Below are 25,038 nucleotides of genomic sequence, written 5' to 3' on the forward strand. Positions count from 1 at the left end.
AACAGGATTTCGGATGACAACTAATAAGAAACGTCCCAGTGACCTTGTAACGGTTTGGGACAAAAACCTAGATTCAGTGATTCACGTTCATAGGCCAGGCAATTCTCAGAAAGCTACTGTTCGTCAGGTTGTTGATGCAGTAGTCGCTGCCATTCCGACACCTGACCCAGGTGAGGAAGTTCCTGTCTCTGGCATTGAAACTGGCGCCGTAGTTATGTTGCCAGAGGGCTCATATGCAGATTACTTCGAGTGCGATGGGAGTATTAAGCAAAGCTCGCTGGCCTCGGAGCTGGCCGGAATCATCAATGGTGGGACTCCGAAGTATCAGAGCATCCTGTCGAGCAGTGTGGCCAGGAAATCGCTGACTACTGGTGAGGTTTTGGATGCGGTTTACTTCAAAGGCCTGCTGTTTACCGTCAATAGCGTTTCTCCATTCATAACAGCCTACGACTCTAGCTTCAACTTGGTGTACTCAAATGCTACGGCATTAAGCCACAAGCGGCTGGTAGTTACTGACAATGCGGTCTACTTCCTGAACGGCAGCTACAACATTTACTGCATTCAAGTAAGCGGATCTACAGTAACTGCTGCTTATACCGGCGAGTCCTCCCAGGCATCAAATGGCGGGTTCAGTGCTGTTAGTGTGTCTGCCGATGAAGACCTTTTTTGCTGGATCTCCCTGCGTCGACTGTACAGCCCAAAAACCAACACGAAGAGAATAATCAACGGTGTTTTTTCTATCGGTGGGCTCGATCAGGGCAGCACAATATTAAAGACAGATAGTGGTCGCATTTTCTTCGTCGGTACGTTTGGCGCCTCTGCACCTGGCCTCTATGAGATGTTTCTAGATACTGCCGTCCCTACCGTCTCATCGGCCAGGCTCATCCAGTCAATTTACCCGGCTCCCGACACGATTAAATGCACTGGTGATTTCGTGTATTTCGGCGTTGCAGGGATTCAGTACAAGCTAAACGCCAAGACGGACAGGGTCACATCAGTAACATCACCGTTTTTCGTAAACGCATCCGCTGTCACTCACAGCATCGCATGCCACAACAACTTCCTATTTGTGAACGGCCTCCGAGCTACGGCGAACAATTTTGGCCACGTCTCTTTCGACTACGGCAACACGTTCTCCAAGCTGCCGGCGTTCAACACAAAGATTGCCGGGATGCTCATAGATCCAGTGGCACATAAGGCCTTGTACTTCGGTGACTCCGGCACCATCGGATCTGCTGACGGCTCAGCTGGCAACGTGGAAATCCACCAGCTCACACTGCTCGATAACAACTATTTCAAATTGCCTCTCGTGACCGGGGCGTGCGAGGGGTACAGGTTCTATGTCAAAAAATAAGCTGCACTACGATGACGCCGGCTACGTGTACGGGTACGGCGACCTACCGGGCAATCAGTTCATCGAGGTCGACAATTTTGAGGAAGCGCTCCAGGCGTTCTCAAGCCGGAAGTCCCTGAGGATTGTTGATGGCGAGCTGGTGATCGAGATTTCAAGAGAGGAGAAGCTGAAAGAAGTCACAAGGGCGCGTGACGAGCTGCTGGCCGAGTCAGATCTGCTGCGCGTGAGGCTGCATGACGCTGAAGACATTGCCGGAACCATCGACACCGTATCCAGACAGCGCCTTGCTACGTACAGACAGGCTTTGCGTGATGTGACACTGCAAGATCCTTTCAGCGTGATCTGGCCGGCTTTGGAGACAAACAATGAGTAAGTATTCTGTGTGGCTTGAGAATTCTGGGGATCGGGTGCTTGTGGATGTCGGCAGCAAGGCAGAGCAACATTGGCGTGCGGAGGGGTATGCAGAGCCGGGATTGGTTGTTGATGCCGTTTCTGTGATTGAGGATAAGGCTGTCAAGAAGACCAGGGGCAGGAAGTCCGTGGAGGCCTAGGGTTCTGGTTGGTTAAGTTTACTCACAGTCCCAAATCTTGTTCGATTCGCATTCCCTTCATCAAATTGTCGTTAGAAAACATCTCAAGCGCTCGCTGCTTTACTGCGTTTGCAATATCAACTATCGGATGTCCGTTTGTAATTGACTCCTGATGTTCCGCAGTAGCTCGCTCGATCACTTGTAAATAAATATGCTCGCCATGCTTTTTAATGGCCAGGTGAAAAGGGTTGCTTGAATCAAAGTTTGATTCGACTTGCTTGGTCATTGAAAGGGTTTGGCTCACGACAACACTCCGTTGTTTTAAGTGATACAATAAATAATAGACTCACATAATAATAAGAAGAAAGTCTAATGTCAATTTATCAGGACGTGGCCGTCGAGGCTACTAAGTCTGCACCACCTGTTGCTGTGACCGGCGCGATTATCATGGGCATGTCCATGAGTGATTGGGTCACCATTCTTACGCTTGCATATCTAGTTCTTCAGATATATTTCTCCGTCTTAAAAAATAGACGAGAAACAAGGGAGAGTTTAGTAAAAGAGAAGAATGCTAATGGCTCTAAGTAAGCGTCTTCTCGCCGCTAGCATCGCCGCAACAATCAGTATTGCTTCAGTGCTGGTTGCAAAACATGAAGGACTAGAAACCTCTGCCTATAGAGATCCAATTGGTATTCCAACTATTTGCTATGGCCATACAGCGACAGCGTATATCGGTCAGGTAAAAACCATTGCCGAATGTCAGGAGCTTCTTTCGTCTGATCTTCTAATTGCAATCAGTGATGTCGAGAGCAGGGTGAAAGTGCCAATGACGATTGAGCGTCGGGCCGCCATTGTCTCCTTCGTGTACAACGTCGGAGGCACCAGGTTCGGCAGTTCAACGTTGCTCAAGAAGTTAAATGCCGGTGACGCTCGTGGTGCGTGCGCGGAGCTCAGTCGCTGGATTTATGCCGGTGGAGTGAAGCTAAGAGGACTCGTCTCAAGGAGAGCTGAGGAGCGTGCGTTGTGTGAGGTGGGGCTATGACCAAGTACCTACTGATCGCTGTGTTCGCCCTGGCGGCGCTTCTGAGTGGGATCTACATAAAGCATGACCGGGATCGGCTTATAGGTGATCTGAATACAGCTACCGAACAAATGGCCCGGCTGAACGCGGAGGCGGAGTCTGCGCGCCTGGCGTTGGTGGCAAGGGACGAGCTGGATCGCAGGTTTTTTGAGGAAATGACTAATGCCAAGAATGAAATCGATAGCCTTCGTGCTGACCTTGCTGCTGGTACTAAGCGGTTGCTCGTCCGCGCCTCCTGCCAAAAGCAAGTGCCAGTTGCCGGAACCTCCAGCGTGGATGATGCAGCAGACGCAGAGCTTACAGCCGTTGCTGGACAAGATTATCTACGTCTCCGAGAGCAAATAATCACTACCGAAAGCCAGCTGGCAGGGCTCCAGGAGTACGTCCGTCAGGTTGTCCGGGTGGTGAAGTAATGGCCAGTCTTGCGGACAAAACGATCAAACATCAGATCGCCCTCAGGGGGCAGTTCACTCGTGTTGCCAAACAAGCGGCTCTGCATCTCCAAGCCCTGAAGGTGTCGGTCAAGGCCGAGCTGGATGAGGCCATGACTGCGCGTAATTGGAACGCGGTGGCTCGTTTGCGCAAGACTTTTGTGACCATCGACAAGCTAATCGATGACGAATATTCGCTGATGTCCAGCACGCTCAAATCGGAGCTAGGCGACCTATTTGTCTATGAGTCCGAATTCACAAGCAAGCTCCTTGGATTCGATTTCAGCAACAACATGGTCAGCGAAAAGCTTGTCGAGAGCATCGTCAGCCAAGATCCCTTTGACGGCAAAATTCTAGGCGAGTGGCTCGACGAGCAGAAGCTGGCAACGCAGATCAAAGTGAAACAGACCATTCGCGCGGGCGTGCTCAATGGCTTGCCTACGTCAAAGATCGTTGGAGCGTTGTATGCGGAGCCTGGGAACCCGTTCATAGGTGCCAAGCGTAATGCCGAGATCATGGTTCGTACTGCGTCTGCGCATGTGACATCCCAGGCATCACTGAAGACTTTTGAGCGTGTGGGATTTGGTTCGTATCAGCTCAGTGCTGTGCTCGACTCTCGCACTACGCCGGTATGTCGCGCCCTGGATGGCCAGATCTATCGATTGAGCGACAAGGGCCGGAAAGTGCCACCTTTTCACCCAGGCTGCCGCACTGTGATGATCGCGATCTCTGATGACGAGCCGGCATTCACTGACGGATACCAGGACTGGCTTGGGCGTCAGAGCCCGGCAGAGCAGGAGTCAATCCTTGGGGCTGCTAGATACAGGCTATGGAAGTCTGGGCAGCCGCTGGAGAGCTTTGTTGACCTCGACACGCATCACGTCATTCCGCTCGACCAGCTTAGGTCAAAAGAAGTCCTTCTTAGCCGCTGAGTATCACGGCCAACATCCACCCCCTCTAGTACCACTCTCTTTATAAGAAGAAAGAAGAAAAACGGTAGTAGTGGGGGTGGATTGAAACCCGCTTTATGGCGGAAAACTAAAACTATTGGTTCAGAGAAACGGCTCCTATGTCATACGCAAATTTTGAAGATTACAGAAACGAGTTTGGAGACGACGATCTCCCCGAAGATGCTGAAACCAGGGTCATCAGAGCCATCGACCGCGCCTCGAAGCTCGCAGATACTTACATCCGCTCGAATGGCATCACCGTTCCGCTGACAGACCCTGTGGCAATCGCTGACGTGCGTGGGTCTGTACTGGACATTGCCAGATATAACGCATGGCCTGACACCGACAACGAAAACCTACGCAAACGCTACGAAGACGCCATAGCCTTTTTTGAAGGCATCGCAACGGGCAAGATCCACCTCGTATCCAGCGGCCAGACCACTACCGGCTCCAAGCTCACAAACATCCGCTTGTTCCGTGCGTAAACCATGATTCCATTCATAGCCAGGGCATTCGCCGCTTCCTCGTCAGGCGACCGATCTATCGAGCTCGTGGCCAACACCAAGCAGCTCCAGCTGTTGGCGGCCAAGGTCAGCAAGCTCGGGGCCAACAACCCACATATCCGCGCCGGTCTCCAGGAAGTCGCGGCACTCTGGGAAAACCGGATCAAGGCCAACTTCCGCCGCTCTGTGAATCCCTATGGAGAGAAGTGGCCCGACCTCAAGCATCGCAAAGGCCAACCACTAATCGACACTGGCATGCTGCGTAACAGCGTCACAGGTGAAGTCCGTGGACTCAGCATTGTGCTCGGATCACCACTCGAATACGCAGACACCCATCAAAACGGCATTAGAGTTAAACAGCGCATGTTCCTGCCAAGTAAAGAGCGTGGCCTGCCAGATAAGTGGAAGAATGAGTATGTTAAAATACTAATAAAGAACGTCGAAAAGGCGCTGGCATGAATATCTCTGATCATTTAGAACTAATAAAACTGCAAATAGAAGCTTTGCCGTCAAACCCCACGATCAAATTCTTTTCCGGCGAACTCGAAGTAGATGACCTCAAGGATCTAAAACTTGATGGCAAACGACCGTATATCTTGCTGTCATGCGGTGGCGGAAACGTCCCAGACAAAAACACAAGGGTGAAACTAGAGCTCGATGCAATATTTGGCGCCTGGATTATCGGCAAGGTCGATCCTACATCACACGGAATGTCTTCTATAGCCGCCGACACTGCTGTTGAGATTGCCAAAATGATTGAGAACTTCCGTGGCGACTCCAAAACAAATACAAAGACCCCCGTGTTACAATTAATAAAAGAAGCATTCAACGGTGTAACTGACGGAAAGTCTGGCTATAGCGCATGGACGGTTGTCTGGTCGCAAAGAATCGTGCTTGTTTGAGCTCAAACCAAATACCAACAATAATAAGAATAGGTAATAACATGTCTCTAGGATTTAACGCACCGGATACCACAGTTGGGTACATCGGCAACGGCGGGATTTTGTTTGGCCTGCTGGACGCCAACGATCTTCCCGTTAATGGCTTTTTCAACGTAGGCCAATTATCATCAGTTGTATTGGCTCTATCTTCGGATAAAGTAGAGATGCAGGATATGGTCTATGGCACGCTAGGTGTGGCCAAGTCTAAAATCATCAAGAATACTGCTGAAGTAACATTAAACTTGAAGTCGATTGCTCCTGAGATCGCAGCTCTTGCCCTCAATGGTGCAGTAATTGATGATATTGCTGAAACTGGGGCCACTGCGAAAGTGAAAGCATATAGAGGTCGCAGTGTTATTGTAAATGGGGTGATTGCTGCCGTAACCAGCATTAAAGTCAGCGGTGAAGATACCATTTTGCTGCCAGGGGTGGACTATGTCGTCTCGAACGGGTCTATCTACTTTCATGCAACAGCTAGCATCGTTGATGGCGATACTGTAGATGTTATCTACGACAAAGCTGCCGTAAAGCGTATCGAAGGTATGACTAACTCCGGAGTTAACGTAATGGTAATCTTCGACGGGATCAACATTGCAGAGAACGACTCACCAGTGAAGGTGACATACTACAAAGTAGCCCTTTCACCGGCAGCTCAGCGTCAGCTCCTATCCAGTGACTACGCTGACCAGGAGATCAAGGGTACGCTGCAGGTATCGAAAGCAGTGACGGGCAGTGGACTATCCAAGATGTTTAAGGAAGAGCACGTCGTAGCGGAATAAGTCGCGATAGTATTGTAACTAGGGGGCTAGAGCCCCCTTTTTTTATTTGTCGTCATCAACTACATTGACAATGTTAGTTGTTGATGTATATGGATAGAAGTCCGGAAGATTACTTATAATCTGTCCTTCGTCAAAATAATGATGAGCGATTGATGGGAAAAGCCCTGGATGGACTGGATGAAGCGCGTTCGGATTATGGAACATAGACAGACCTTCAGCCCAACTTTCGTTGGATTCGCCGGTAATTTCAAATGCAAATGTTTTCGGTAGTGAGGCGTTTTCATCATGGTCATGACAGAAACCAGTACGAAACAGCATCACATTTTTAGCACCAAAACCTGACTGCTTGCCCATCCTATTAAATTTTGAAATGGTGCCGCTATTTGAGAACATAACAGCACTGATATGCTCTGAGTCAGGCTGAAAGAAATAGCCCGAAGGGATCTCCTTATCACCTAACTTGTGAGTGTCAATCTTGATAGGCTCTATTACTAGCTTGCCATCCTCATCATAGTGAGATTCGTGCCGAACGCCATAGAGATAGTTAGGTAATGAAGTAGAACTCCACAACATAGACTGCTTGTCATGGAAATCAGCAATAGCAATCACGAGTGGATTACCTTTCACGTGCTCGTGTGTCCAATATTTCTTTTGAAGCTTGCTATAGAGCGGACTGCCAAACTTAATGGGCATTTCATCCATGGACTTTTCTAGCAACTGTTCCCTGGTGTAATTCTCAGCTGGTATGCGAGCCTCATCCTCAGTCAATGGCTTTTTACGCCCGACAATGGTCGCCTCAATGCATACTTTATGCCCATACTTGTTGACGTTAAAGTCGGGGGCGAAGTGAGACCTATCGAACTCGAATTCTTCCTCAATAAGGTAGGCGTTCAGATAAAGTTCCCAAACTCGCGCATCAAACCCGGCTGATTGAAACTGCTCTACAAAATTGCCATCAATGTCAATATAGTGGGGCATCATTTCGCCAATGATGCCTTTTGCAGATGAAAAAGATGGTTCTTCACAGAGACGCCTGAAGAATGGATGGATCTTTTCTTCAGTTACGATAATATTGAAAAGATCCAATGCTTGGCCCTTGTCCCCTTGGGGGAAGACGTTTTGTCCGGTTGCTGTTATTTCTTGCATCTTGCTGATTAGTTGTTTTTCGGCTTCTTCGTGAGTCACTATGCAGGCTTCAATATCGAAGTTTCTATACCGGCCAATCTCATCACGACCTAGTGTCAGCCAGACATAGTCATTATCAGCAATGTCGAGTAGTACAATGCCGAGGACTGATTCATCCTCATTGCTGAACCAATCTACCTCCTTACTGAAAAAGGCAGCACGAGGACTCCGCGAAGGGCCAACTAACGCGGTGAACCTCTTAAGATCTATTCGAGTGATCTTGATATCTTCGCTCACACTACTCTCCATGTATCCTGGGCTTAATCAACAACCAATGTGACATTGCGAATTGTAAATCCACCGCTGCTTATCGTGATTCAAGTATAGGCACTCACCATTTCTGATCGTGTTGGCCAAGTCGTAGGCTCGAAACGATCTCATAGCTTCAGAGTCTATCCGCTCAGGTGATGTCACCACCAGCCACCTCACGGCTTGCATGAACTGCCCATGCCCGAAGATCACCACGGTGCCTGTCATTCCGTGAAGCCGACGCAGTACAGACCTAGCTCGCTGAATGAGGTGACTGAAAGACTCTGTGCCTGGCCCGTCCTCAAAATCAGGATCAGCGGAATTCCAGTAAGCCTCGACCCAAGGCTTCCGCTCAGACGCAGTGGTATTCGCACACCTTGCCGGCGCCAGGTACGTAAATTCCTCAACAGGCCAAATCTCGACCGCGCACTCAGGGAATCTCTGGATCGTCGGCAACGCAGTATCCTGAGCGCGCTCAAACGGCGACATGACGATCAGATCAGGATCTGCTTCGAATGACTCAGCCACAGCTTGTGCTTGAGCCAGGCCGCGTTCGGTAAGGGGGATCAAAGCGGGATCAGAAGAGGCATTCCCAGCGTTCGCAGCGCTCTCGCCATGGCGCACGAAACGTACTCTCAGCATACGACCGGCTCCAACTCGTCCCTAGCCGCAGCCTCGGCAATTCTGAAGAGCTCATCAGTCAGGCGATGTACATGATCAGCGCCCGTTTCAGTCAGCATATTTTCAAACGCCTCCTTAACTTGCGTGTCATCGCGCTTATGCTCCAGCGCAAATGCAATACAGTTGAAGACACAGTCCAGCACATCAAATCTAAAGCCTGGCGCAGAATCCGAATCAACTAAATATTCAAGTGCCACGGACTCCGGCATGTCATAGCCGCTGGCTCGCATGACAGCTGCGCTTTGACGGCAAACATACTCATCTCGCTCGCTCAACGTCAATTCTGAGATCTTTTGCATTACCCGGCCTCATGCCTTTTTTTGAGCTCAAACTGGATTGTATCCTGCGGCTCAATAAACATAAAGAAAATGATATGATGTAGGTATAAGAATAATAATAAGAAAGGCAATCCAATGTCTCTGCTTGACCTCGTTGTGCCATTTAAGAAAGTTGTTATCACTCAAGATATCCCAGGCGTCATGGGTACGAAAGGTAGGAAAGAAGTATCTTTCGATGTCTATGGACTCACCACTGTCGACTTCATTCGACTCGTTGAACATCATGGCAAAATCCTAGCCACTATCTTTCTGCACAATTCGAAAGAGGATCTCAAGAATACTGATAACTCTAAATCGATCATGTTGCAGTTCCCTGAGTTTGGCGCTGCATGTATCGCTGCCGGCTGCAAAGAACCAGATCTTGCTGAGCATGTCGTAAACCTTCCATTGATGACCCAGGTAGAACTAATGGGAGCTGTATTCTCATTGACCTTTCCTGAAGGGGTAAAAAAAAGCCTGGAGAAACTCGCCCCGACAATCGCACTTCTGCTGAAAAAGTAAAAGACTACGAGGCGGAGCGTAAGAGACAAGAAAGTGCCACTGAGGAGTCAGGGCTAGAGAGCTTTCTTGATTCTCTCGTTTCTAACTGTGAATTTCTTATTTCTTGTGGGCATAACACTTCTCGACTCGACCCTTACAACTATTCGATTCGCAAACTATTCAAACTTGCCGTTGTTCAGAAAGAACTGAAGCGCGGTGAGTTGGTGGGAGAGATGTATGCGAATCATATGAGCAGGGTTTCTTGCGTCTCGGGAGATGCAAAACCATTCAATGACGTCATGTCTAAAATTGCCGGAGAGCAATAAAGATGGCCAGTAATGCAGTAATTAATTTAATCCTTAAAGCTAAGGATGAAGCCTCTGGTGTATTGAAAAGCACTGCCGCCAAGGTCACAGCTCTTGTAGCAGCGTTCGGTGGTGCCGTTGCGATTAAAGAAACAGTCCAGAGTCTCACCGAACTGGACTTCGCAGCAAAGCGCCTTGGCATCTCTATGGAGGATCTGACGGCAGCGCAGTACGCGGCGTTCAGTGGTGCAAATGTAAAACCTGATCAGTTTCTTGATGCCCTTGATGAAGTGAGAATAAAAGTTGAAGAGTTCAGCTCCATCGGCTCCGGTGGTGCAGTGGATTTCTTTGAAGTTCTGAATATCTCTGCTGACAAATTTAATAAGCTAAATCCGCTGGAGCAGTTGGACAAGATTTCTGAAACGATAAAGGGGATGTCTGATAACTCCGCCTTTACTTTCCTAGACCAGATTGGATCGGACTCCCTACGAAATCTTCTGCCGGTACTGCGAAATGGTGGTGCCGAGTTCAAAAGACTACGAGCCGAGGCCGAGAGACTCAATCTGACTCTGTCTGATGTAGACACTATCTCAGTAAGTCAGCTTGGGAAGTCTTTTGCTCAACTCGAAAAGGTAGGGAGTACGGCATTCAGTAAGATAGTGGCTGATATTGCACCCGAGCTTACAGCACTTACTGAGCTAGTAACAGAAGCCATCGTTGGTATATCAAAGGATACCAAGGCGCCAGTAAAAGACATTGGTCAAACATTCCTTGACGTCTTTTCGGGTGTTGTTGCAAGTCTTAATTTTACCGTCCAGGTTAAGAATGCGTTCGTAGTTGCTTACAGTGCGATGAAAGAAGTGGTCTTGTCTTTTGCCATTTTCAATCTGAAGCAATTTCAGTTCCTGGACTCTATCTATACTAAAAGCGCTAATGGACTGGTCAACGTCTTCAGAATGGCATTCGCCAAGAATCTGGAGTTTTTGAATTCCACATTCATTGAGCCGATGAAACAATTCGCTGATACCTTCAATTTGGATGGAGCATCAGGCCAGATATCGAAATTTCAAGGCGTTCTAACTAGCCTTCAAGAATCGTCCAGCAAGCCAATCCAAGTGGCAACTGAGAGTAAGAGCATCGGCGAGACGATCAAGCAACTCCAGGTACTGAAAGATGAAGCTCATAAAACTGGCTTGAAGATTTCAAGATTTTTGATGATGGTGATTATCAAAAACAAACCGAAGAAACGATGGCAAGGATCAAGACAAAGGTTCTTGAGAATGAGGACAAAACTAATGCTGAGCTAGCCAGGCGAAAAGACAAGTCAGATCAAGACAAAATAGTAAAGCTTCAAACCAAAAACGCCGCCGCCTCAGCTCAAATTGCGGCTACCCAGGCCCAGCTTCAAGCCGATCTCGCCAAAAAAGAGATCGACATCACCATCTCCAAAATCGACACCAAAAAGCAGATCGAACTCTCTGGCCTGCAGGAACGTGCTCGTCTCGAAAATCTGTCCGCTGTCCAGATTGCTGATGAACGGTTCCGCATTGAAATGGAAGCAGCGAAGAAGCTCAGCGCTCAAAAAAGCGATCCCTTGAAGTCGACATCAAAGCGCTACAGGGCAGCCTGGCCGGTCAGCAAAAACTCCTGGGCGCTACAAAGAATCTCAACGACACGCCAGGCATTCTCGCAGCCATCAATCAACTTGAAGCGGACATCACGAGCAAGCGTGCAGACCAAGCAACTATCGGCGCCGAACTCGTCAATCAAAGTGCTCTGCTCAAAGCGGACAGGGCCGCTCAAATTGGCCAGATCAAAGAGCAGCTGGCTCAGATCAAGGCCGACGCACAGATCGAGCTCCTGGCAATTGGCGGCGATCAGTTCTCATCAGACATCAAGAAGATCGAGTCGGACTTCAAAGACACGATCAAGAATATGGAGTCCCTGGGCGACGACTCCACCGCGATCCAAAAGCTGATCAACGCCAAAAAAGCCCAGGCCGAGATGCAGGAGATCGAGCGCCAGTACGCGACTTTGAAGTCAAAGTTGGAGAAGCATCAGATCTCACCACTGGACTACCTCGACAAAGCGAACGCACTTGAAGATCGTGGTACTAAAGCTGCTGAAATCACCGGGAATCCAGCTGATCTCGAAAAGGTACAGGCAGCAGCGAAGGCAGCCAGGGCTGAAGTATTCGATCTGGGGACTCTCACTGACACTGTGTCGAATAGCCTCCAGGGTGGCCTTGAAGGTCTGTTCACTGACTTTATATCCGGCACCAAATCAGCAAAAGAAGCCTTCGCAGACTTTGCTCAGGGCGTGCTGACAGAGGTATCGAAGATCATTGCGAAGCTGCTGATTCAGCTTGCCATTCAGTCGATGCTTTCGGCGTACACCGGGGGAGCAAGTGCAGGTGCTGGCAGCCTCATGGGGATGGTCGGTGCCGGCGTTAAGCACAGCGGTGGTGGCATCGGTGATTCTGGTCGCAGCCGTAACGTCCCATGGAGCTTCTTTAGAAACGCACCGAAATACCACACTGGAGGTGTGATGGGACTGAAGCCGAACGAAGTTCCGATTATTGCCGAGAAAGGCGAAGAGATGCTGACAGCAAGTGATCCTCGTCATCGCAATAATATTGGTAAAGGAAGTAAAGGCGAATCTAATCCAGCAACCAATATTGGTATTTACAATGTCCTAGATTCTCAATCGCTCGCAAGCTCAATGGAGGGAAAAGATGGTGAGCGCATGGTCATGAACCATATTCGTGCGAACAGAAGTGAGATTAAAAACATGTGATAATATATAGCTACTGACTAATAAGAATAAAAACAATGACAGTAGCTATAAATACATATGCCAGTGGTGCTGCTTGGCTCTCATCTTTATGTGCTGATATTTTGCCGTCAAACTCTTGGTCGGTGGTTCGAAATACTTCTTCCGAGAAGGTGTTTGGGCTGCCGAATGGCCAGGGATTTGTCGCGTTTGTGATTGGTGCTGGAGTGATTGGTGCTGGAGTGATTGAGGTTCAGGCATTCCCTGTTTTCGATCCTGGTAAACCTGTGTCTAACCAGGCAGGTGGTTTTAGCTATGCCTATTCGCCTTTTCTACCGCGTTTTGTGCTGCCCGCTGGTTCGGTGAAGGTTTGGACGTTGGTGAATTCTCGCCGGCTCTGCGGAGTCATCAAATCGGGGTCTTCGTACTACTCGTTTTACGCAGGGCTGATCCTGCCATTCGGGTCGAATCGCGTGTATTCGTTTCCGTGTTTTATCGGTGGTTCAGGTGAGCTCGGTGGTTCCAAGGAGTCTGCATTCCCGTTTATGAGTGGTGGTAATCAATACTGCCCAAAGGTGTGCCTGCCGACTGCCGTGTGGCAAATCGTAGGTGGTAATTCTGGCGGCAACAGTTCGTTCACGAACGAATTTCCATACTCGTATTCCTATTCGTTCATTCATCCCTTTGATGGGAAATTTCACAGGCTGCGGTCGAAGATCGATGGCGGTGCTGTGGTTTACCCATGCCTTGTTGTTAGCTCCGGTCGGGTGTCAGATTCTGATGGACTGAATTCGGATGATGGTACGTGGCTCGGCTACCTCGACGGTGTGTTTGCCATTCCTCAGGGGCGTGCAGCTGAGTCTGTCATCGCGGTTGATGGTGTGGATTATCTGGTCGTGCCGAACGTAGCCAAGGCTTCCGAAACTTACGGGTTGAGGTTGTCATGAAGCACTACTCATCTCGCTACACATCAGCTGATGATCTCGTTGCAGTTATCAGACAGCGGCTGGAGATCGAAGGTTGGACTGTGAACCGTTACGGCGGCTTTTCAGACCCGCGAATTGGCATTCAATTGATGATCTCTAAGGCTTCCTCCTTCTTTTGTTTGAGAAGCTTTGGTGAGTCCAGTCCATACGTCGATTACTACAGTGCGAGCAGCATTGGGCAACGCGGTGTGATCATTTCTGCGGCCAGTGGCTATAGCGGTTCAGCGGGTTTCACGAATCAACCTGGATTTCAGTCCTCGCCAAAGTGCTACGTAGAGTCCGGAGCGGATGCCGGTGTGTGCCATTTCTTCGTCTCGGGCGACCTGGTGATGTTCGTAACGGAGCGTACCGGTGGGAAGTATTCGTGCCTTTCTTTCGGTGTGCTGCCAGTGCTTTCGGCGGGGAGTGGCGGGCAATTCGTAACGTCTACGGAGAGCTACCTGAGCACACAGAGGCAGCCTTTGTTTGCCAATGCTTACGCAACGTTTGGTGTCAGGCTTGCGCATACTGAGTGGTCTGGTTGGGATGTAGGCGGACGGACGTGGGGGCCGCTGAGGCCGAACGGCCAAGGGACACTCATTGGCGTGCCTCACTTCCACCAAAATGGCACGAGCTACGGAAGCGTTGGGGCTGTATCGCGGGCGAAAGGACTCATAGGCGGGCTGGATGGCCTGATCCCGATAACGCTTTTCACCGAGTACGGTGGTGGGTTTGCCCCATACGCAGAGCTGCCTGAGATCTTTCTGCTGCCTATGGATTCATTCGAACCAGGTGCTGTGTACGAGCTTGGATCTCACAAATTCATGATCTTCCCGCAGTACGTGAAAGCGTTTCCGGCTGATCGTAATTACCCACATTTTAACTTGGGCATTGCGGTGCTTTTGGATGGTGCTCAATGAATCAAATCGCTCGAAGCTTCGGGTCATTCTTTTTCGATAATGTCTTCCTGTCGCCTGCCGTGATTGATGCTGGCGTGGTGGTGCCCGGTGCAGAGTTTGCGTTTGAGCTTTGGCATTCTTTCACTGATGCCAAGTCCCTAGCGGGGGTGAGTCAGACAGGTGCATTCGGTGTTGATCTCCAGGGTGAAACGTCCGGGATCATTTACTCGTTCACGTCTGTTGCCTACGGCGTTTCTCTGAGCCAAGCGAATGGCCTGATCGACTACGCGGCCAACTTCGATTTCGGCACTGGGTCTGCGTACAAATTCAGCCTGATTGCTTCGATGGCTCTCGTAATGCCCGAACGGATCGACTGGTCAACACAGCCGGAAATGAGCATTCAGTACCTGACTGAAGTGATCGAGGCATTCGACGGAACTGAGCAACGTATCGCTCTGCGTGACACACCAAGGGTCTCGCTTAACTACATGTATAGCGTGACAGACGATGAGCAGTACAAGTTTGATAACAAGCTCGGGAACATCGGTGGGAGCATGATCGTGCCGGTCTGGCCCCTGCAGTGTCAGCTGGGAATGGCAGTTAAACCTGGTGATACCTCACTCGTGCTGACCAAGATGAACGCTCATGTGGCAGCATCAAATACATTACTGATCTCCGATGGTGAGCTGTCAGAGATCGTGAGTGTCGAGTCCGTTGCAGGGGGCGTGATGACCTTGACCGCCATGGTTAAGAATGACTTTTCCATCAATGCGATTGTGGTTCCGGCTCACATTGCCTACACATCGGACGAGTCCAATTCCAAGTCGCTTACGAACAGTTTTGATCAACATACAGTGTCATTCGAGCTCGACGAAACGGTCTTCATCAAACCCGCCCCAGTAGACAATTTCGAGCGATACAACTCCAGGCCTGTCTTCCCGTTTCGCACCGACTTCTCTGATGACGTAACTACTCAGTACCAGCGCCTGCGTGAGACCCTCGACCCGCTGATCGGTGCCCGCAGGATCTACGAGCGCACCACTGGTGCAGTCCGGATTTTCAGCAAAACCTTTACCTTCTTTTCAGAAGCAGACCGTCAACGATTCGAAGACTTCGCTGAAATCATGAATGGTGCTCAAGGCGAGTTCTACATCACAGGCCCAGGCCGAGCCTTTGAGATCAGCGAAGATATTTTCGACGCAACATACAAATTTAGGATTAAAAGCTCAGGCTATAGAAACTTCGGAAACAGCAAGTCATTCGCCCCGGCTATCGCGATAAAACTGTACAATGGAACTTACATTTACAGAACATTGGTGGGCGCTGTAAGTAATTCCGACGGCACAGAAACCATCACAACAAAAGAAACAACCAGCAACCTAAAAATGCAAGATATTGAATACGTCGCACCATTGTTTCTGGCTCGTTTTGACTCTGATGAATTTCGCTACATCTTCGACACCAACGAAGTGTCGACTATAACTAAAAATATAAGGCAACTCCTGCATGCTGACCCTGAAATCCATTGAAAGAGCGCTTTCATTATCTAGGCCTATTGAACTGTTCCTCTTTGAGCATGGTACGGAAAAATACGCCTATACCAGCGGCAGTAAGCAACACCTCCACACCGATGGCCTGGTCTACAAACCTCTTACCCTGAAGCGCGGTAAAGTCCAGCGGACAGCTGAAGACTACAAAAATAAGCTTACTGTAGAAGTCCCAGGTGACTCACCTGTGCCTCTGCTTTTCCGCAGCCATTTGCCGTCAAACCACGTGACGCTCAAGGTCTTTCAAACACAGCGCGATCTGCCATCTGAGTCGATCAACATCTTTGCCGGTGAGGTCACTAGCGTAACCTGGAACAACAGTATTGCGTCCCTGGAATGCAACCCCGTCTCCAGGTCTTTGGGTCGCCAGGTGCTGCGCTGCGGCTATCAGAGTCAGTGCAATCACCACCTGTATGACACCCGCTGCGGACTCCAAATCCAGGATTGGCAAGAAGACAGCTCCGTGATCGCGATCCGGGACAATGGCTTCACAGTCGAAGTGGCCTCAAAGGAGCATGCTGATGATTACTACCTGACCGGTTTGTTATCAAAGAACGGGAGTGATTTCCGGATGATCACCCAGTCAGTAGGCAATACGTTCAAGCTAATGTCACCTATTGATGGCCTCAAGGCAGGGGATGCTGTCCAAGTTGCTAAGGGATGTGATCACTCAGCTGCTGCATGTCACTCGTTCGATAACTTTGAAAACTTTCTGGGGTTTCTAACCATTCCTACTGAAAACCCGTTTCAAGTCTATTAACAGATACCTATAAGAAAAATAAAGAAGGTACTCAATGATTTATTTTGTGCTGGCGTTGATGGCACTCTCGATCTATATGAATATAAGAGGTCAGCAGAAGCCGCAAAAACCGACAGCGGCTGGCCTTGAAGACTTCAGTTTTCCATCTGCTGCTGAGCGACCGATTCAAGTGCTCGCAGGCACACGACGTATCTCTGGGCCAAACGTCCTGTGGTACGGCGACCTTCGAAATACTGCAATCAAGCAGGTCACCAAGGGAATGTTTGGCTCAAAGAAAACGGTCGTTGGCTACAGGTACTACATGGGGGTTCAGCTTGGCATGTGTCATGGCCCTGACGTGATGTTGAGAGAAGTGAAATTTGGGGATGACGTAGCTTGGTCTGGCCTCAGTACCGGGGGCGCCATCCTAATCAACAAGCCCACGTTGTTTGGCGGTGATGAAAATGGATCCGGCGGGGTATCAGGCACGCTGCGATTTCATCCAGGCACGTGGACTCAGACCGCAAACGACTATCTGGTAAGCAAGGTTGGTAGCGATCTCGTTTCAAGTATTCGTGGTGTTTCGTACTGCGTCATGGAAGGCATGTACATCGGCAACTCAGCAAGCCCACAAGCCACTAGCTTCGTCGTTTCTCGGTTCCCAAAATCTCCAGATGAACGATTCAAGGAATACGAGCAGATAGGTCTCGATGCGAACCCTGCTTTTTTATGTACGAGATGATTGTAAATGGGCTGTACGGCGCTGACCTTGGGTATTCGAGTATCGACTTAGAGACCTTCCTCGAATCCTCGAAGATACTATTTGACGAGGGCATGGGTATTTCAGCTGTGATCGACTCTTCAACTACTGCAGGGGACGTGATCGACGACATCAAGCGCGTAATCCAAGCTTCGCTCCAGACTGATCCAGCAACAGGAGCGCTAAAGCTGAAGCTCATAAGAAATGACTACAGCGTCGAAGATCTCCCTGTGCTGCAGGTGCCGATGATCAAGAACCTAAGCAATTTCACCAGAGGATCGCTGGATACCGCCATTAACGAAGTGAAACTCAAGTACACCAGCTTTGAAGACGATTTCTCGGAGCGCACAGTGATTGCTCAGAACAGTGGCCTTCGACTCCATAAAGGCGACTCAGACGGCCAGACCGTCTCGATGCCAATGGTTAGCACGCGAGAGCTTGCGGCAAAGATAGCGATGCGTGAGATGGCCAGTATGTCTGTGCCGCTAGCAACGTGCGTTGTCGAATGTAACCGTGGGCCATCTTTCAGTGAGGTCGGTGATGTAGTAAGACTTAGCTGGGCGCCGGAGAAGATCGAAAATCTCGTAATGCGTATCACCGATATCGACCTTGGATCGCCAGGAAACAGCGCCATCAGACTCACGCTCGTCCAAGACGTGTTCGGTGTTTTCATGAGCGTCTACGCAGATGGCTCTGAACGTACTTGGGTCAAACCGTCATTCGCACCAGCCGACATCACTCGCTTCGACGTCGTTGATGCTCCTGCAATTTTGACAGCAAAACAGTCAGCCGGAAGCATGCTGATAGCCGCTGAGAATCCAGGCGTGGCACTTGATTATCGATTGGTCGCTAAGGGCGCGGTGGACAGTTCCTTCGTGGATGCTGGGTCGATGCCTTTCACGCCGCTGTTCGCTACCACTGCTGCTTTAGGAGTGGCATGGAGTGCGTCGAGCATGGTGCTTTTTGGGGCTTCTGCGGAGCTTGAATCGCATACTGCAGAGGAGATTCGGCAGGGCCTTGGGCTGATGCTCGTCGTGAGTGCTGCCGGTAGAGAGTGGATTTCGTACCAGACAGCCGTAGCCGGCAACTCTACCAGTGTGACACTTGGCCTGGTCAACCGTGGGCTGTTTGGAACCATGCCGCTTGCTCACCCGGTTGGTGCTCGGGTATGGGCTGTGTCAGAGGGGTTCGGAGTTACTGATTGGCAGTATGTGAAGGGCGAGTCTGTTGGTTATCGCATGCTTCCACGTACCCAGTCGGGCGTTCTTGAGAGCGATGGGGCAACACTGCGGTCGTACAACGTCGCCGGGGCCAACGCGGCGCCATGGGCTCCTGGAAGAGTCCGGGTTAATAGTGGGGAGGGCGGTTTGATCTCGGGCGCGGCAACGATGACCTGGCGTAAGCGAGATGGTGCGGTGCCGGCTGTGATGTTCTACAGCGACGATGTGAGCCAGGTGACTGCTTCGACATACAAAGTCACGGTGCGATCAGGTACGACAGTGGTCAAGACAGTCAGTGGCATTACTGGAGAGTCGTGGGCATTCGATGACGAGCTGGCCCTGAATGGCGGGATCTACTACAAGGCTTTGGCATTCGAGGTCGTTGCGCAGAAAGCGGGGTTCGCGGATTCACCGGTCATTTCGATCAACATCACGCGTTGATGCAAGGGGCCCAGGTGGGCCCTTTGTCATGCCTATTAAGCGGCCTGAGGGGATTCTGCAGGCTGGCTAGTACGGCGAATGAACGTAGGCGGGTATGTCGTACAGACAAAGAGAAAAATCGCCAGAATTGCAAAATCACCTACGACCATTTGGAACGCCGTGAGGACGTAGTACGAGTCATTTGGCAGAAGGCAGGTGATGAAGCCCAGTGGAAGGAACAGGATGTACGCAATCCACTCACCAGCAAAGCCAGCAATGGTTCCGAAAACGTAGCTGTACGTGTCGCTTACCGAAAGCTCACCGGTCGCGAAACTCATTACCAAGCTGGGAGTGAAAACACAGATCAGAAATAAGAACCAAACGCCGTCACTGATTGTGATTTTTTTCATTTTCTACGAGCCCATTCGTCAAAGTGCATTTTTTGAGCGTATCCAACTACCAAGCCCCGGTCATTATCCATCTTGAGCCTGGCGATCATGGCTTTACTCTTAAAACCAACATCGATGTCTGTCCAGCCAGGCTCCGCTTTAATAGCGATGAATGAGCAAAGCGGGTTATCGTAGTCAGCATCCCAGCTTCCGTAACCCTTAGACAGCTTAATGTACTTGTTGTAGGTCGGATTGCTGCTCGTCCCGGTGTCTGAGATGGAGCAGATGATTTCTCGGGATGTTAATCCGTATTCCCGCATGACTGACTCAGGGCCTGTAAAACGCAGAGATAGTGCATCTTGATATGCATTTTTGACGTTACGCTCGAACACTCTGAGGTCTAGGGTGATGCCAGTCCCAGTAAAGCGATCAGCGGACTCTAATACTGGCCCCGACCAAGTATTGTTTAGAGGTGATGCAGTGGCTGCCACTACAAGCTTTGACACTAATAAACCTAATCCAAGTATTATCGCTGTCTTCTTGAAGCTTCTCATTTAGCTAATTCCGTTAACTTGTTGATAGAGAAAGCATGCTGCTCTTGTTTTTGTTGTTCAAGCGTTTTTAGTTATGTCGAAACATAGCCGATAGTGGTTTTTTTGATTACTCCAAGCGCCTCAGCGTTTCTGAAGATTTCGCACGCCCGCAAATTCCCAATCCGGCTGGTTTTCGCGAATTCCTTTAACTTGATTGGTGTCCCAGGCATTGTGGTTTTCGCCTGATCAACCAAGGTTTTTAGGATTTCTGCGTTCGTATCGAGCAAAGTTTCTGGGGTTTTCGGGGTTTCTAGCTGCTCGATCACCAGTGGTGGCGAAGCGCTATCTTCCGAGTCTACAACTGGCTTGATAGAGCGTCCAGAGCTCCGAACACCGGAAAGGATCAGGGCAGGAACGATCTCCAGGGACATTGCAAAACCGAGGCACAAAAAATGAGCAAGTAGTTCTGGAAGGCTCGCAGCCTTGGTCACTGAGGATTTGATGTGGGCTATCTCCAGCGATCCTTCATTGATACGTGTAATTGCCGCTGCACGCTGAGAGGAAGCACGAGCCGCGACAGACTCTTCCAGCTCCAGAGCTTTTGAAACCATTCCACGAGCCCTGAGTTCATTGGCCTGTACCTTTGCATCGGATATCTCTGTATCAAGCTGAGAGATCAAGAGCGAGTCCTGCTGAGCCAAGGAGGTCAGGGCCTGCACTCGATCCGTAGTCATTACGTCATGGGTGGCTTTACTAATCGTGATCGAAGACATAAGACGATCATATGTGGCCCAGCCGCTGACTACTGAAAGCATCAAGGCGCAGGTAATAGTAAGAGCAGCCGTAGACCCGCGCAGCACACGAATCGCCACCGGCCAGGCAAGATACTTAAAGATATCCAAGAGCACCGCCGCCGAAGCAAATAGCAACGCCAAACTCTTATCGTCAATCAGCGCGTATATTGCCAGGGCAACTGAAATTGCCGTAACACTGGACAATAGGAATGCGATTGCGACAAGTAATGCCGACAACTTTTTGCTCATTGTAAACCTCGAAAATCTCTCTATAAGCCCATTATATAAGGGGTTCAGGGCAGTGCAATAGGTCGGCCAGGCTATTTGACATCAAACTACCTTTATATAGATTGCATTTAACTATTGAGTGGGTGAGTCCAATTCAATATGATGTTTGTATTGAACTGCCAAAAAGGAAAATAAAATGAGCAGTAAGTTTTCATTTCGAATTAATCATGAACAAATCGCCAAGGCACTTATTAAGAGTGGTGACTTACACAAAGATGGATGTGCGTGTGGCCTGGAGTACGAGCATGACCAGGCGCAAGAACTTGAAGAGTTGATTGAGCTAACGTTGGAGGTAATCGCAGTATTCGGCGAAGCCGGCTTACGCGCTCTCGTAAATCAGGCAGAGAGACGTGCAGATGAATTGGACATCCAGTTTCGAGCGAAGCTGGCTAAAGAGGCCGAGGCAAAAATACTGGCCCAGGCGAAGCTCTCTGAATTCGATCAGATCGCTCTGCTAAGCGTTGTGGGGAGGATCGGAGGAGATATTGACGCATATGACCTAGCGTCCGGCCTGCTGCTCAGAGGCGCTTACACAGCGAGCGAGCTGTGCCGTCTTCCCAAAGCACAGCTTAGAGAGCTACTGATGTAAAAAAGCATCAGCTAAGAGAGGGGCCAGGGCTGCGGAGTCTTGGCCCTTTTCAAATGACCTGACCAAGAATGTCTTGCCGTCATCAGTGCGTAGCACCAGGCCTTCTTTCACCAGGCGCGCACTCGCATCTCGCTCAGCGAATAGCCCCAAGGCTGTTTTGTCGTCATCGACCTGGCCAAAAATCCAACCGCCATGATCAGCAACGACTTCGCTTAGCTCGTGGTCACTTGGCCTCATAGATCTCTTGATCATCCTTCCGACGCGCTTTGCACCTTTTGTCATCATGATCACAAGCCAGACTATTGGCAGCACGGGGATAGAGATGATGATTCCTCCCCACACGTTAATCTGATGCACAATCCAGCCCAGAAGCGCTAAGAGCGACCGCAAGGGCACCATCCAATTGACTCTCATACCGCACCTTCTGGACTGTGGAGGAATGCCAGGGCAAACAAGTGATACAAGTCATCCGTTATAGTTTCTGACTTTTCGTCAATGCTAAGAATCATGTATTCACATCCTTGAGCGTCTAGAATTCCAATTCCAGGTGTATCTAACCATGCTTTGCAAATATGATTAGTGAGACGTTTCTCACCGTCAAATTCAGCTCCGTCGATAACCCCGTATGTAAGGCCCTCAATCGAGAGTGTCCCTCGCGAATAAACCACATTCGCATCGTAGATTAAGGCGCACCTAGCCATACTTATTCCTTTATTAGTCCATTGCTGATTATAGCGCTTGCCAGGTTTGCCAGCAAACACTAACATCAGAAGGTAGATATAAAGGAGTTCTAGACCATGAAAGGTTTCAGAAGCATCTTGAATGCAGAGTTAGTAGCTCAAATATACCTAGAGGATAAGTCAATTGAGCTTATAAGCAAAAGATCCGGGGTGCCCAGTGACCTGGCAAGGTTTGCATTCACTTTAGCTCTCCGGGGCGTACATCCTAGTAGTCTTAGCCTTATTACTGATTTCAGACTAGACGACCACGTTCGTATACTGTTAGCTGATAAAGCTGTAACTCAAAGCATTAAGGATGATTTCGATAAGTTCAAGGAAGCTTGGCGCAGGTTGCGTGACAGAGAACATGAGCGGCGGGACTCGATATGGCGACTAGAACTAATTAAGCCAGGGTCTAAGTCTGCTGAGCCATACCTGAAGTCTCTTTCAGAAATTAGGAATGCGGACGAAATAGATCCCATCGGCGAAGCTTCTGGGCTGAGCGTAGATGAGGTTTTTGAGTTAGTACCTATCACTTCTGTGCCGGGATCAATTGACTACGTTGGGTATGACGATATTCCAGAGCCGTGGAGTGAGCGGTTTATTCAAGCTAGCGCAGGATCGACTGCTACTATACGTGGTGGTTATGCAGGAGACTGGAAGAAGTTTATCCGGCTGTGGAGCGTCGAAATGGAAATGCTTAAAAGGCACCAAGAAGCAGCAAGCGTGTAAGACAGAAAACGTCTGAGCTTCCGCATCATGCGTTGCTCGACGTTAGATTGCTTGCTGGCTATTATCTCAAGTAACTTAAATAGCCAATTCTTGCTCTTCGGGGAATAGAAGCTTCTTACCTGGTACGTACTCCAAGTAATACCTATTTCCCTGAGATTCTGTTGCTTTGAATTTGCCCCCGAAAATCTTATCAATGATTGCAAGTATGTCTTCGATCATCTTAAAGACTTCGATTTGCTTGGCGGTGAAACGAATGTAGAGGCGTTTACTTCTATTGCTGAATTCGTAGAAGTAGACTCTAACTCTTTCTTGTTCTTCGCTATCTCTTCTTGCAATTTCGTCCTGAAGTTCTGAAATGGTTTCTGGGTCATAGTTAATTCCTTCTTGCGTGATTAGTTTGTGCCATGTCAGGCGTGAGCGTTTGAGTTGTCTGCCGCTGATATGTTTGCCATCAAACTCGAAGCTGATGCCTTTGGGTTGGCCTTCTTCATTGAGCGTGAGGTGTATGTAGACCTTCTGCTTTCTGAGCAAGCGGGTGAAGGTGAACATGTCTCCTTGGGCTTGGTTAGTGGCTTCGATGGCTCCAGCGACCTTGGCGATCATCCTGTGCTTGAACGGCAGGTCATCATCCTTCAATGAGGCCTGGAGCTCCGCGTGAGTGATTGAGACGCCCCACGTATCTTTAGGTCGAGGTGCTTTTGAGAGGCCGAAGCGGTCTTCAATCTCTGACACAGATTCCATGCTGATTGAGCGCTCGTTGCTGTCTTTGACCATGCTGAACGTCTCATCCAGGCGGATGCGGTTGGCAACGATGTGGACGTGCTGGTGGTCTTTGTCCTGGTGCATGACAGCCACGTACTGGTTCGTCTCGTCGAAGCCAAGGTCGTTTAGATACTTTCGCACTGCTGAGCGCCACTGTGACGGGTTGAGTGACTCGCCAGGCCGTAGGGAAAGCATCGCGTGGAAGACCGGCTTAATGGCCTTCTCTGAGTCGATTGTCATACGCCTCATCATCTCAACGCTGTCGAACTCCCTGATCATCTCCAGCACGTCGTCTTCGCTGCCCGCGAGGATGCCTGGAAGCGGGTCTGGGCTTAGGCAGTTCGAGTCGATAGTCCGGATGCCGGTGATTTCGTGATCGTGCTTGGTGCAGCCGAAGATGTACCGGATGCGGCCTTTGAATGAGCCTGAGGATTTGGGGAAAATCTTGCCGATCATAGAAGACCCCCAACGTTAATCTTGGCGATGTGCTTTACCTTGGCCAGAAGCTCGCAACCTGGCTTCTCAGCATTGACCATCGCTGCCAGGCTCATAAGCTCACGTGCGATCTGAACAACGTCAGAGCCGATCTTTGGCTTGACGCTATTGTTCGCTACGAAGTCCCTGATGAAGGCTCCTGCGGCTTTGTATCCGGCCTCGGACATCTTGCTCTCAAGTGACTCCATCTCGGACTTACTAAGCCTTATAGTGATCCTGGTGTCCTTGTTTTGCTTCTCAATAGTTTTCATCTTGTCTCACCTTTTTATTGTTGTTCTAGGAGAGCCTTTAGTACGCAACACCCGGAGGGATGTGAGTAGCCGCTTAATTGTCTGACATAGACACAACTGGCTATAAACAAGCTCTAAACCTATTATGGAAAATGAGCAAAAGGTGGTTCAAGTGAATTTGTAAGTTATTTAAGATTATTTGTTTTTATACCTAATGTTTCGCAAGGTGTGAATGCGAAATCGCAGTATGGTAGTGCGATTTCGCAAACGACTAAAGCGAATTCGCAGTCATGTAAAGCAAAGTCACAAGGCGTATTTGTGCTTTCGCTATAACATAGTGCGAATTCGCAGTCGTATTATGCGTTGATCGATAGTTGG

Annotated in this window: 32 protein-coding genes; 21 read left to right on the forward strand and 11 right to left on the reverse strand. The window is 49.5% G+C overall.

The features are described from left to right. Positions 1-13 precede the first annotated feature (13 nt). Together JFV26_RS27325 and JFV26_RS27330 are read left to right on the forward strand one after the other, a co-directional pair. Positions 14-1,354, forward strand: a complete 1,341-nt coding sequence (locus JFV26_RS27325; protein ID WP_201196695.1) for a hypothetical protein — start codon at positions 14-16, stop codon at positions 1,352-1,354. Continuing rightward, on the forward strand, positions 1,341-1,727 hold the full coding sequence (locus JFV26_RS27330) for a phage tail assembly chaperone (RefSeq protein ID WP_201196696.1): 387 nt from the start codon (positions 1,341-1,343) through the stop codon (positions 1,725-1,727). The genes JFV26_RS27325 and JFV26_RS27330 overlap by 14 nt, the downstream gene beginning before the upstream one ends. Before the next feature lie 200 nt (positions 1,728-1,927). On the opposite strand, the gene JFV26_RS27335 is transcribed toward JFV26_RS27330, so the two are convergent. Continuing rightward, positions 1,928-2,188: a hypothetical protein gene (locus JFV26_RS27335; RefSeq protein ID WP_201196698.1), complete on the reverse strand. Its 261-nt coding sequence runs from the start codon at positions 2,186-2,188 to the stop codon at positions 1,928-1,930. A 68-nt stretch (positions 2,189-2,256) separates the two neighbouring features. Here JFV26_RS27335 and JFV26_RS35045 point away from each other — a divergent pair, with 68 nt between their 5' ends. From JFV26_RS35045 to JFV26_RS27375, 8 genes are all read left to right on the forward strand, one after another. Beyond that, positions 2,257-2,472, forward strand: a complete 216-nt coding sequence (locus tag JFV26_RS35045; RefSeq protein WP_201196700.1) for a hypothetical protein — start codon at positions 2,257-2,259, stop codon at positions 2,470-2,472. Beyond that, positions 2,459-2,926, forward strand: coding sequence for a lysozyme (locus tag JFV26_RS27345; protein ID WP_201196702.1), 468 nt, complete (start codon positions 2,459-2,461; stop codon positions 2,924-2,926). The genes JFV26_RS35045 and JFV26_RS27345 overlap by 14 nt, the downstream gene beginning before the upstream one ends. Beyond that, on the forward strand, positions 2,923-3,378 hold the full coding sequence (locus JFV26_RS27350; RefSeq protein WP_201196704.1) for a lysis protein: 456 nt from the start codon (positions 2,923-2,925) through the stop codon (positions 3,376-3,378). The genes JFV26_RS27345 and JFV26_RS27350 overlap by 4 nt, the downstream gene beginning before the upstream one ends. Beyond that, the gene (locus JFV26_RS27355) at positions 3,378-4,328 is read left to right on the forward strand and encodes a minor capsid protein (protein WP_201196706.1); all 951 of its coding nucleotides are present in this window, start codon (positions 3,378-3,380) and stop codon (positions 4,326-4,328) included. Before JFV26_RS27350 ends, JFV26_RS27355 begins: the two co-directional genes overlap by 1 nt. A gap of 137 nt (positions 4,329-4,465) precedes the next feature. Beyond that, entirely contained in the window at positions 4,466-4,831 is a 366-nt protein-coding gene (locus JFV26_RS27360; protein WP_201196707.1) for a phage protein Gp36 family protein, read from the forward strand. Positions 4,832-4,897: 66 nt separating this feature from the next. Then, positions 4,898-5,308, forward strand: coding sequence for a phage virion morphogenesis protein (locus tag JFV26_RS27365; RefSeq protein ID WP_201196709.1), 411 nt, complete (start codon positions 4,898-4,900; stop codon positions 5,306-5,308). Continuing rightward, positions 5,305-5,751, forward strand: coding sequence for a hypothetical protein (locus tag JFV26_RS27370; protein ID WP_201196711.1), 447 nt, complete (start codon positions 5,305-5,307; stop codon positions 5,749-5,751). The genes JFV26_RS27365 and JFV26_RS27370 overlap by 4 nt, the downstream gene beginning before the upstream one ends. A gap of 41 nt (positions 5,752-5,792) precedes the next feature. Beyond that, positions 5,793-6,569, forward strand: coding sequence for a phage tail tube protein (locus JFV26_RS27375; protein ID WP_201196713.1), 777 nt, complete (start codon positions 5,793-5,795; stop codon positions 6,567-6,569). A 42-nt stretch (positions 6,570-6,611) separates the two neighbouring features. Here JFV26_RS27375 and JFV26_RS27380 read toward each other — a convergent pair whose 3' ends face one another. From JFV26_RS27380 to JFV26_RS27390, 3 genes are read right to left on the reverse strand one after another with little or no spacing between them, the layout of a single operon-like run. Then, a complete protein-coding gene (locus tag JFV26_RS27380; protein WP_201196714.1) occupies positions 6,612-7,991 on the reverse strand; it encodes a hypothetical protein in 1,380 nt (459 codons plus the stop codon). Positions 7,992-8,018: 27 nt separating this feature from the next. Continuing rightward, positions 8,019-8,645, reverse strand: coding sequence for a histidine phosphatase family protein (locus JFV26_RS27385; protein WP_201196715.1), 627 nt, complete (start codon positions 8,643-8,645; stop codon positions 8,019-8,021). Next, the gene (locus tag JFV26_RS27390; protein ID WP_201196716.1) at positions 8,639-8,983 is read right to left on the reverse strand and encodes a hypothetical protein; all 345 of its coding nucleotides are present in this window, start codon (positions 8,981-8,983) and stop codon (positions 8,639-8,641) included. The genes JFV26_RS27385 and JFV26_RS27390 overlap by 7 nt, the downstream gene beginning before the upstream one ends. Positions 8,984-9,097: 114 nt before the next feature. Between JFV26_RS27390 and JFV26_RS27395 the strand changes: the two genes are divergently transcribed. Beyond that, on the forward strand, positions 9,098-9,523 hold the full coding sequence (locus JFV26_RS27395) for a phage pre-tape measure protein (RefSeq protein WP_201196717.1): 426 nt from the start codon (positions 9,098-9,100) through the stop codon (positions 9,521-9,523). A gap of 307 nt (positions 9,524-9,830) precedes the next feature. Then, positions 9,831-11,114 carry a hypothetical protein gene (locus tag JFV26_RS33820; protein ID WP_242487914.1) on the forward strand — a complete coding sequence of 428 codons (1,284 nt, stop codon included), beginning with the start codon at positions 9,831-9,833 and terminating at the stop codon, positions 11,112-11,114. A 65-nt stretch (positions 11,115-11,179) separates the two neighbouring features. Here JFV26_RS33820 and JFV26_RS33825 read toward each other — a convergent pair whose 3' ends face one another. Further along, positions 11,180-11,389, reverse strand: a complete 210-nt coding sequence (locus JFV26_RS33825; RefSeq protein ID WP_242487915.1) for a hypothetical protein — start codon at positions 11,387-11,389, stop codon at positions 11,180-11,182. A 353-nt stretch (positions 11,390-11,742) separates the two neighbouring features. Here JFV26_RS33825 and JFV26_RS33830 point away from each other — a divergent pair, with 353 nt between their 5' ends. The 7 genes from JFV26_RS33830 to JFV26_RS27430 are packed head-to-tail and all read left to right on the forward strand — an operon-like array spanning position 11,743 to position 19,150. Then, on the forward strand, positions 11,743-12,603 hold the full coding sequence (locus tag JFV26_RS33830; RefSeq protein WP_242487916.1) for a hypothetical protein: 861 nt from the start codon (positions 11,743-11,745) through the stop codon (positions 12,601-12,603). Between the two features lie 35 nt (positions 12,604-12,638). Next, positions 12,639-13,526 carry a hypothetical protein gene (locus JFV26_RS27405; protein ID WP_201196718.1) on the forward strand — a complete coding sequence of 296 codons (888 nt, stop codon included), beginning with the start codon at positions 12,639-12,641 and terminating at the stop codon, positions 13,524-13,526. Then, positions 13,523-14,464, forward strand: a complete 942-nt coding sequence (locus tag JFV26_RS27410; RefSeq protein ID WP_201196719.1) for a hypothetical protein — start codon at positions 13,523-13,525, stop codon at positions 14,462-14,464. The genes JFV26_RS27405 and JFV26_RS27410 overlap by 4 nt, the downstream gene beginning before the upstream one ends. Beyond that, positions 14,461-15,972: a hypothetical protein gene (locus JFV26_RS27415; RefSeq protein ID WP_201196720.1), complete on the forward strand. Its 1,512-nt coding sequence runs from the start codon at positions 14,461-14,463 to the stop codon at positions 15,970-15,972. Before JFV26_RS27410 ends, JFV26_RS27415 begins: the two co-directional genes overlap by 4 nt. Beyond that, positions 15,950-16,750 carry a phage BR0599 family protein gene (locus JFV26_RS27420; RefSeq protein WP_201196721.1) on the forward strand — a complete coding sequence of 267 codons (801 nt, stop codon included), beginning with the start codon at positions 15,950-15,952 and terminating at the stop codon, positions 16,748-16,750. Before JFV26_RS27415 ends, JFV26_RS27420 begins: the two co-directional genes overlap by 23 nt. A gap of 34 nt (positions 16,751-16,784) precedes the next feature. Continuing rightward, a complete protein-coding gene (locus tag JFV26_RS27425; protein ID WP_201196722.1) occupies positions 16,785-17,471 on the forward strand; it encodes a hypothetical protein in 687 nt (228 codons plus the stop codon). Then, entirely contained in the window at positions 17,459-19,150 is a 1,692-nt protein-coding gene (locus tag JFV26_RS27430) for a phage tail protein (protein ID WP_201196723.1), read from the forward strand. Before JFV26_RS27425 ends, JFV26_RS27430 begins: the two co-directional genes overlap by 13 nt. 35 nt (positions 19,151-19,185) lie before the next feature. On the opposite strand, the gene JFV26_RS27435 is transcribed toward JFV26_RS27430, so the two are convergent. From JFV26_RS27435 to JFV26_RS27445, 3 genes are all read right to left on the reverse strand, one after another. Beyond that, positions 19,186-19,539 (reverse strand): hypothetical protein, encoded by a 354-nt coding sequence (locus tag JFV26_RS27435; protein ID WP_201196724.1) that lies wholly within the window; start codon positions 19,537-19,539, stop codon positions 19,186-19,188. Beyond that, entirely contained in the window at positions 19,536-20,072 is a 537-nt protein-coding gene (locus JFV26_RS27440; RefSeq protein WP_201196725.1) for a hypothetical protein, read from the reverse strand. The genes JFV26_RS27435 and JFV26_RS27440 overlap by 4 nt, the downstream gene beginning before the upstream one ends. A 71-nt stretch (positions 20,073-20,143) precedes the next feature. Then, entirely contained in the window at positions 20,144-21,094 is a 951-nt protein-coding gene (locus tag JFV26_RS27445; RefSeq protein WP_242487917.1) for a hypothetical protein, read from the reverse strand. Between the two features lie 175 nt (positions 21,095-21,269). Between JFV26_RS27445 and JFV26_RS27450 the strand changes: the two genes are divergently transcribed. Next, positions 21,270-21,722 carry a hypothetical protein gene (locus tag JFV26_RS27450; RefSeq protein ID WP_201196726.1) on the forward strand — a complete coding sequence of 151 codons (453 nt, stop codon included), beginning with the start codon at positions 21,270-21,272 and terminating at the stop codon, positions 21,720-21,722. Here JFV26_RS27450 and JFV26_RS27455 read toward each other — a convergent pair. Beyond that, entirely contained in the window at positions 21,711-22,136 is a 426-nt protein-coding gene (locus JFV26_RS27455) for a hypothetical protein (RefSeq protein WP_201196728.1), read from the reverse strand. The two genes, JFV26_RS27450 and JFV26_RS27455, sit on opposite strands and share 12 nt — an antisense overlap. Positions 22,137-22,519: 383 nt before the next feature. Between JFV26_RS27455 and JFV26_RS27460 the strand changes: the two genes are divergently transcribed. Continuing rightward, positions 22,520-23,173, forward strand: coding sequence for a hypothetical protein (locus JFV26_RS27460; protein ID WP_201196730.1), 654 nt, complete (start codon positions 22,520-22,522; stop codon positions 23,171-23,173). Between the two features lie 75 nt (positions 23,174-23,248). Here the strand turns inward: JFV26_RS27460 and JFV26_RS27465 are convergent, their stop codons facing one another. Then, positions 23,249-24,391: a relaxase/mobilization nuclease domain-containing protein gene (locus JFV26_RS27465; protein ID WP_201196732.1), complete on the reverse strand. Its 1,143-nt coding sequence runs from the start codon at positions 24,389-24,391 to the stop codon at positions 23,249-23,251. Continuing rightward, the gene (locus tag JFV26_RS27470; RefSeq protein WP_201196734.1) at positions 24,388-24,681 is read right to left on the reverse strand and encodes a plasmid mobilization protein; all 294 of its coding nucleotides are present in this window, start codon (positions 24,679-24,681) and stop codon (positions 24,388-24,390) included. The genes JFV26_RS27465 and JFV26_RS27470 overlap by 4 nt, the downstream gene beginning before the upstream one ends. Positions 24,682-25,038: the final 357 nt, after the last annotated feature.

This window comes from Pseudomonas sp. TH31 (assembly GCF_016650815.1).
Classification (GTDB): Bacteria; Pseudomonadota; Gammaproteobacteria; order Pseudomonadales; family Pseudomonadaceae; genus Aquipseudomonas.

Bases quoted from the DNA above. Each gene is read 5' to 3' on its own strand.
- JFV26_RS27370 (WP_201196711.1), top strand. From the start codon at position 5,305: ATGAATATCTCTGATCATTTAGAACTAATAAAACTGCAAATAGAAGCT.
- JFV26_RS27460 (WP_201196730.1), top strand. From the start codon at position 22,520: ATGAAAGGTTTCAGAAGCATCTTGAATGCAGAGTTAGTAGCTCAAATA.
- JFV26_RS27395 (WP_201196717.1), top strand. From the start codon at position 9,098: ATGTCTCTGCTTGACCTCGTTGTGCCATTTAAGAAAGTTGTTATCACT.
- JFV26_RS27430 (WP_201196723.1), top strand. From the start codon at position 17,459: ATGTACGAGATGATTGTAAATGGGCTGTACGGCGCTGACCTTGGGTAT.
- JFV26_RS27440 (WP_201196725.1), bottom strand. From the start codon at position 20,072: ATGAGAAGCTTCAAGAAGACAGCGATAATACTTGGATTAGGTTTATTA.
- JFV26_RS27355 (WP_201196706.1), top strand. From the start codon at position 3,378: ATGGCCAGTCTTGCGGACAAAACGATCAAACATCAGATCGCCCTCAGG.
- JFV26_RS27375 (WP_201196713.1), top strand. From the start codon at position 5,793: ATGTCTCTAGGATTTAACGCACCGGATACCACAGTTGGGTACATCGGC.
- JFV26_RS27410 (WP_201196719.1), top strand. From the start codon at position 13,523: ATGAAGCACTACTCATCTCGCTACACATCAGCTGATGATCTCGTTGCA.
- JFV26_RS27350 (WP_201196704.1), top strand. From the start codon at position 2,923: ATGACCAAGTACCTACTGATCGCTGTGTTCGCCCTGGCGGCGCTTCTG.
- JFV26_RS27445 (WP_242487917.1), bottom strand. From the start codon at position 21,094: ATGAGCAAAAAGTTGTCGGCATTACTTGTCGCAATCGCATTCCTATTG.
- JFV26_RS27330 (WP_201196696.1), top strand. From the start codon at position 1,341: ATGTCAAAAAATAAGCTGCACTACGATGACGCCGGCTACGTGTACGGG.
- JFV26_RS27420 (WP_201196721.1), top strand. From the start codon at position 15,950: ATGCTGACCCTGAAATCCATTGAAAGAGCGCTTTCATTATCTAGGCCT.
- JFV26_RS27470 (WP_201196734.1), bottom strand. From the start codon at position 24,681: ATGAAAACTATTGAGAAGCAAAACAAGGACACCAGGATCACTATAAGG.
- JFV26_RS27455 (WP_201196728.1), bottom strand. From the start codon at position 22,136: ATGAGAGTCAATTGGATGGTGCCCTTGCGGTCGCTCTTAGCGCTTCTG.
- JFV26_RS35045 (WP_201196700.1), top strand. From the start codon at position 2,257: ATGTCAATTTATCAGGACGTGGCCGTCGAGGCTACTAAGTCTGCACCA.
- JFV26_RS27425 (WP_201196722.1), top strand. From the start codon at position 16,785: ATGATTTATTTTGTGCTGGCGTTGATGGCACTCTCGATCTATATGAAT.
- JFV26_RS27405 (WP_201196718.1), top strand. From the start codon at position 12,639: ATGACAGTAGCTATAAATACATATGCCAGTGGTGCTGCTTGGCTCTCA.
- JFV26_RS27325 (WP_201196695.1), top strand. From the start codon at position 14: ATGACAACTAATAAGAAACGTCCCAGTGACCTTGTAACGGTTTGGGAC.
- JFV26_RS27435 (WP_201196724.1), bottom strand. From the start codon at position 19,539: ATGAAAAAAATCACAATCAGTGACGGCGTTTGGTTCTTATTTCTGATC.
- JFV26_RS27385 (WP_201196715.1), bottom strand. From the start codon at position 8,645: ATGCTGAGAGTACGTTTCGTGCGCCATGGCGAGAGCGCTGCGAACGCT.
- JFV26_RS27360 (WP_201196707.1), top strand. From the start codon at position 4,466: ATGTCATACGCAAATTTTGAAGATTACAGAAACGAGTTTGGAGACGAC.
- JFV26_RS27390 (WP_201196716.1), bottom strand. From the start codon at position 8,983: ATGCAAAAGATCTCAGAATTGACGTTGAGCGAGCGAGATGAGTATGTT.
- JFV26_RS33830 (WP_242487916.1), top strand. From the start codon at position 11,743: ATGGAGTCCCTGGGCGACGACTCCACCGCGATCCAAAAGCTGATCAAC.
- JFV26_RS33820 (WP_242487914.1), top strand. From the start codon at position 9,831: ATGGCCAGTAATGCAGTAATTAATTTAATCCTTAAAGCTAAGGATGAA.
- JFV26_RS27450 (WP_201196726.1), top strand. From the start codon at position 21,270: ATGAGCAGTAAGTTTTCATTTCGAATTAATCATGAACAAATCGCCAAG.
- JFV26_RS27415 (WP_201196720.1), top strand. From the start codon at position 14,461: ATGAATCAAATCGCTCGAAGCTTCGGGTCATTCTTTTTCGATAATGTC.
- JFV26_RS27345 (WP_201196702.1), top strand. From the start codon at position 2,459: ATGGCTCTAAGTAAGCGTCTTCTCGCCGCTAGCATCGCCGCAACAATC.
- JFV26_RS27465 (WP_201196732.1), bottom strand. From the start codon at position 24,391: ATGATCGGCAAGATTTTCCCCAAATCCTCAGGCTCATTCAAAGGCCGC.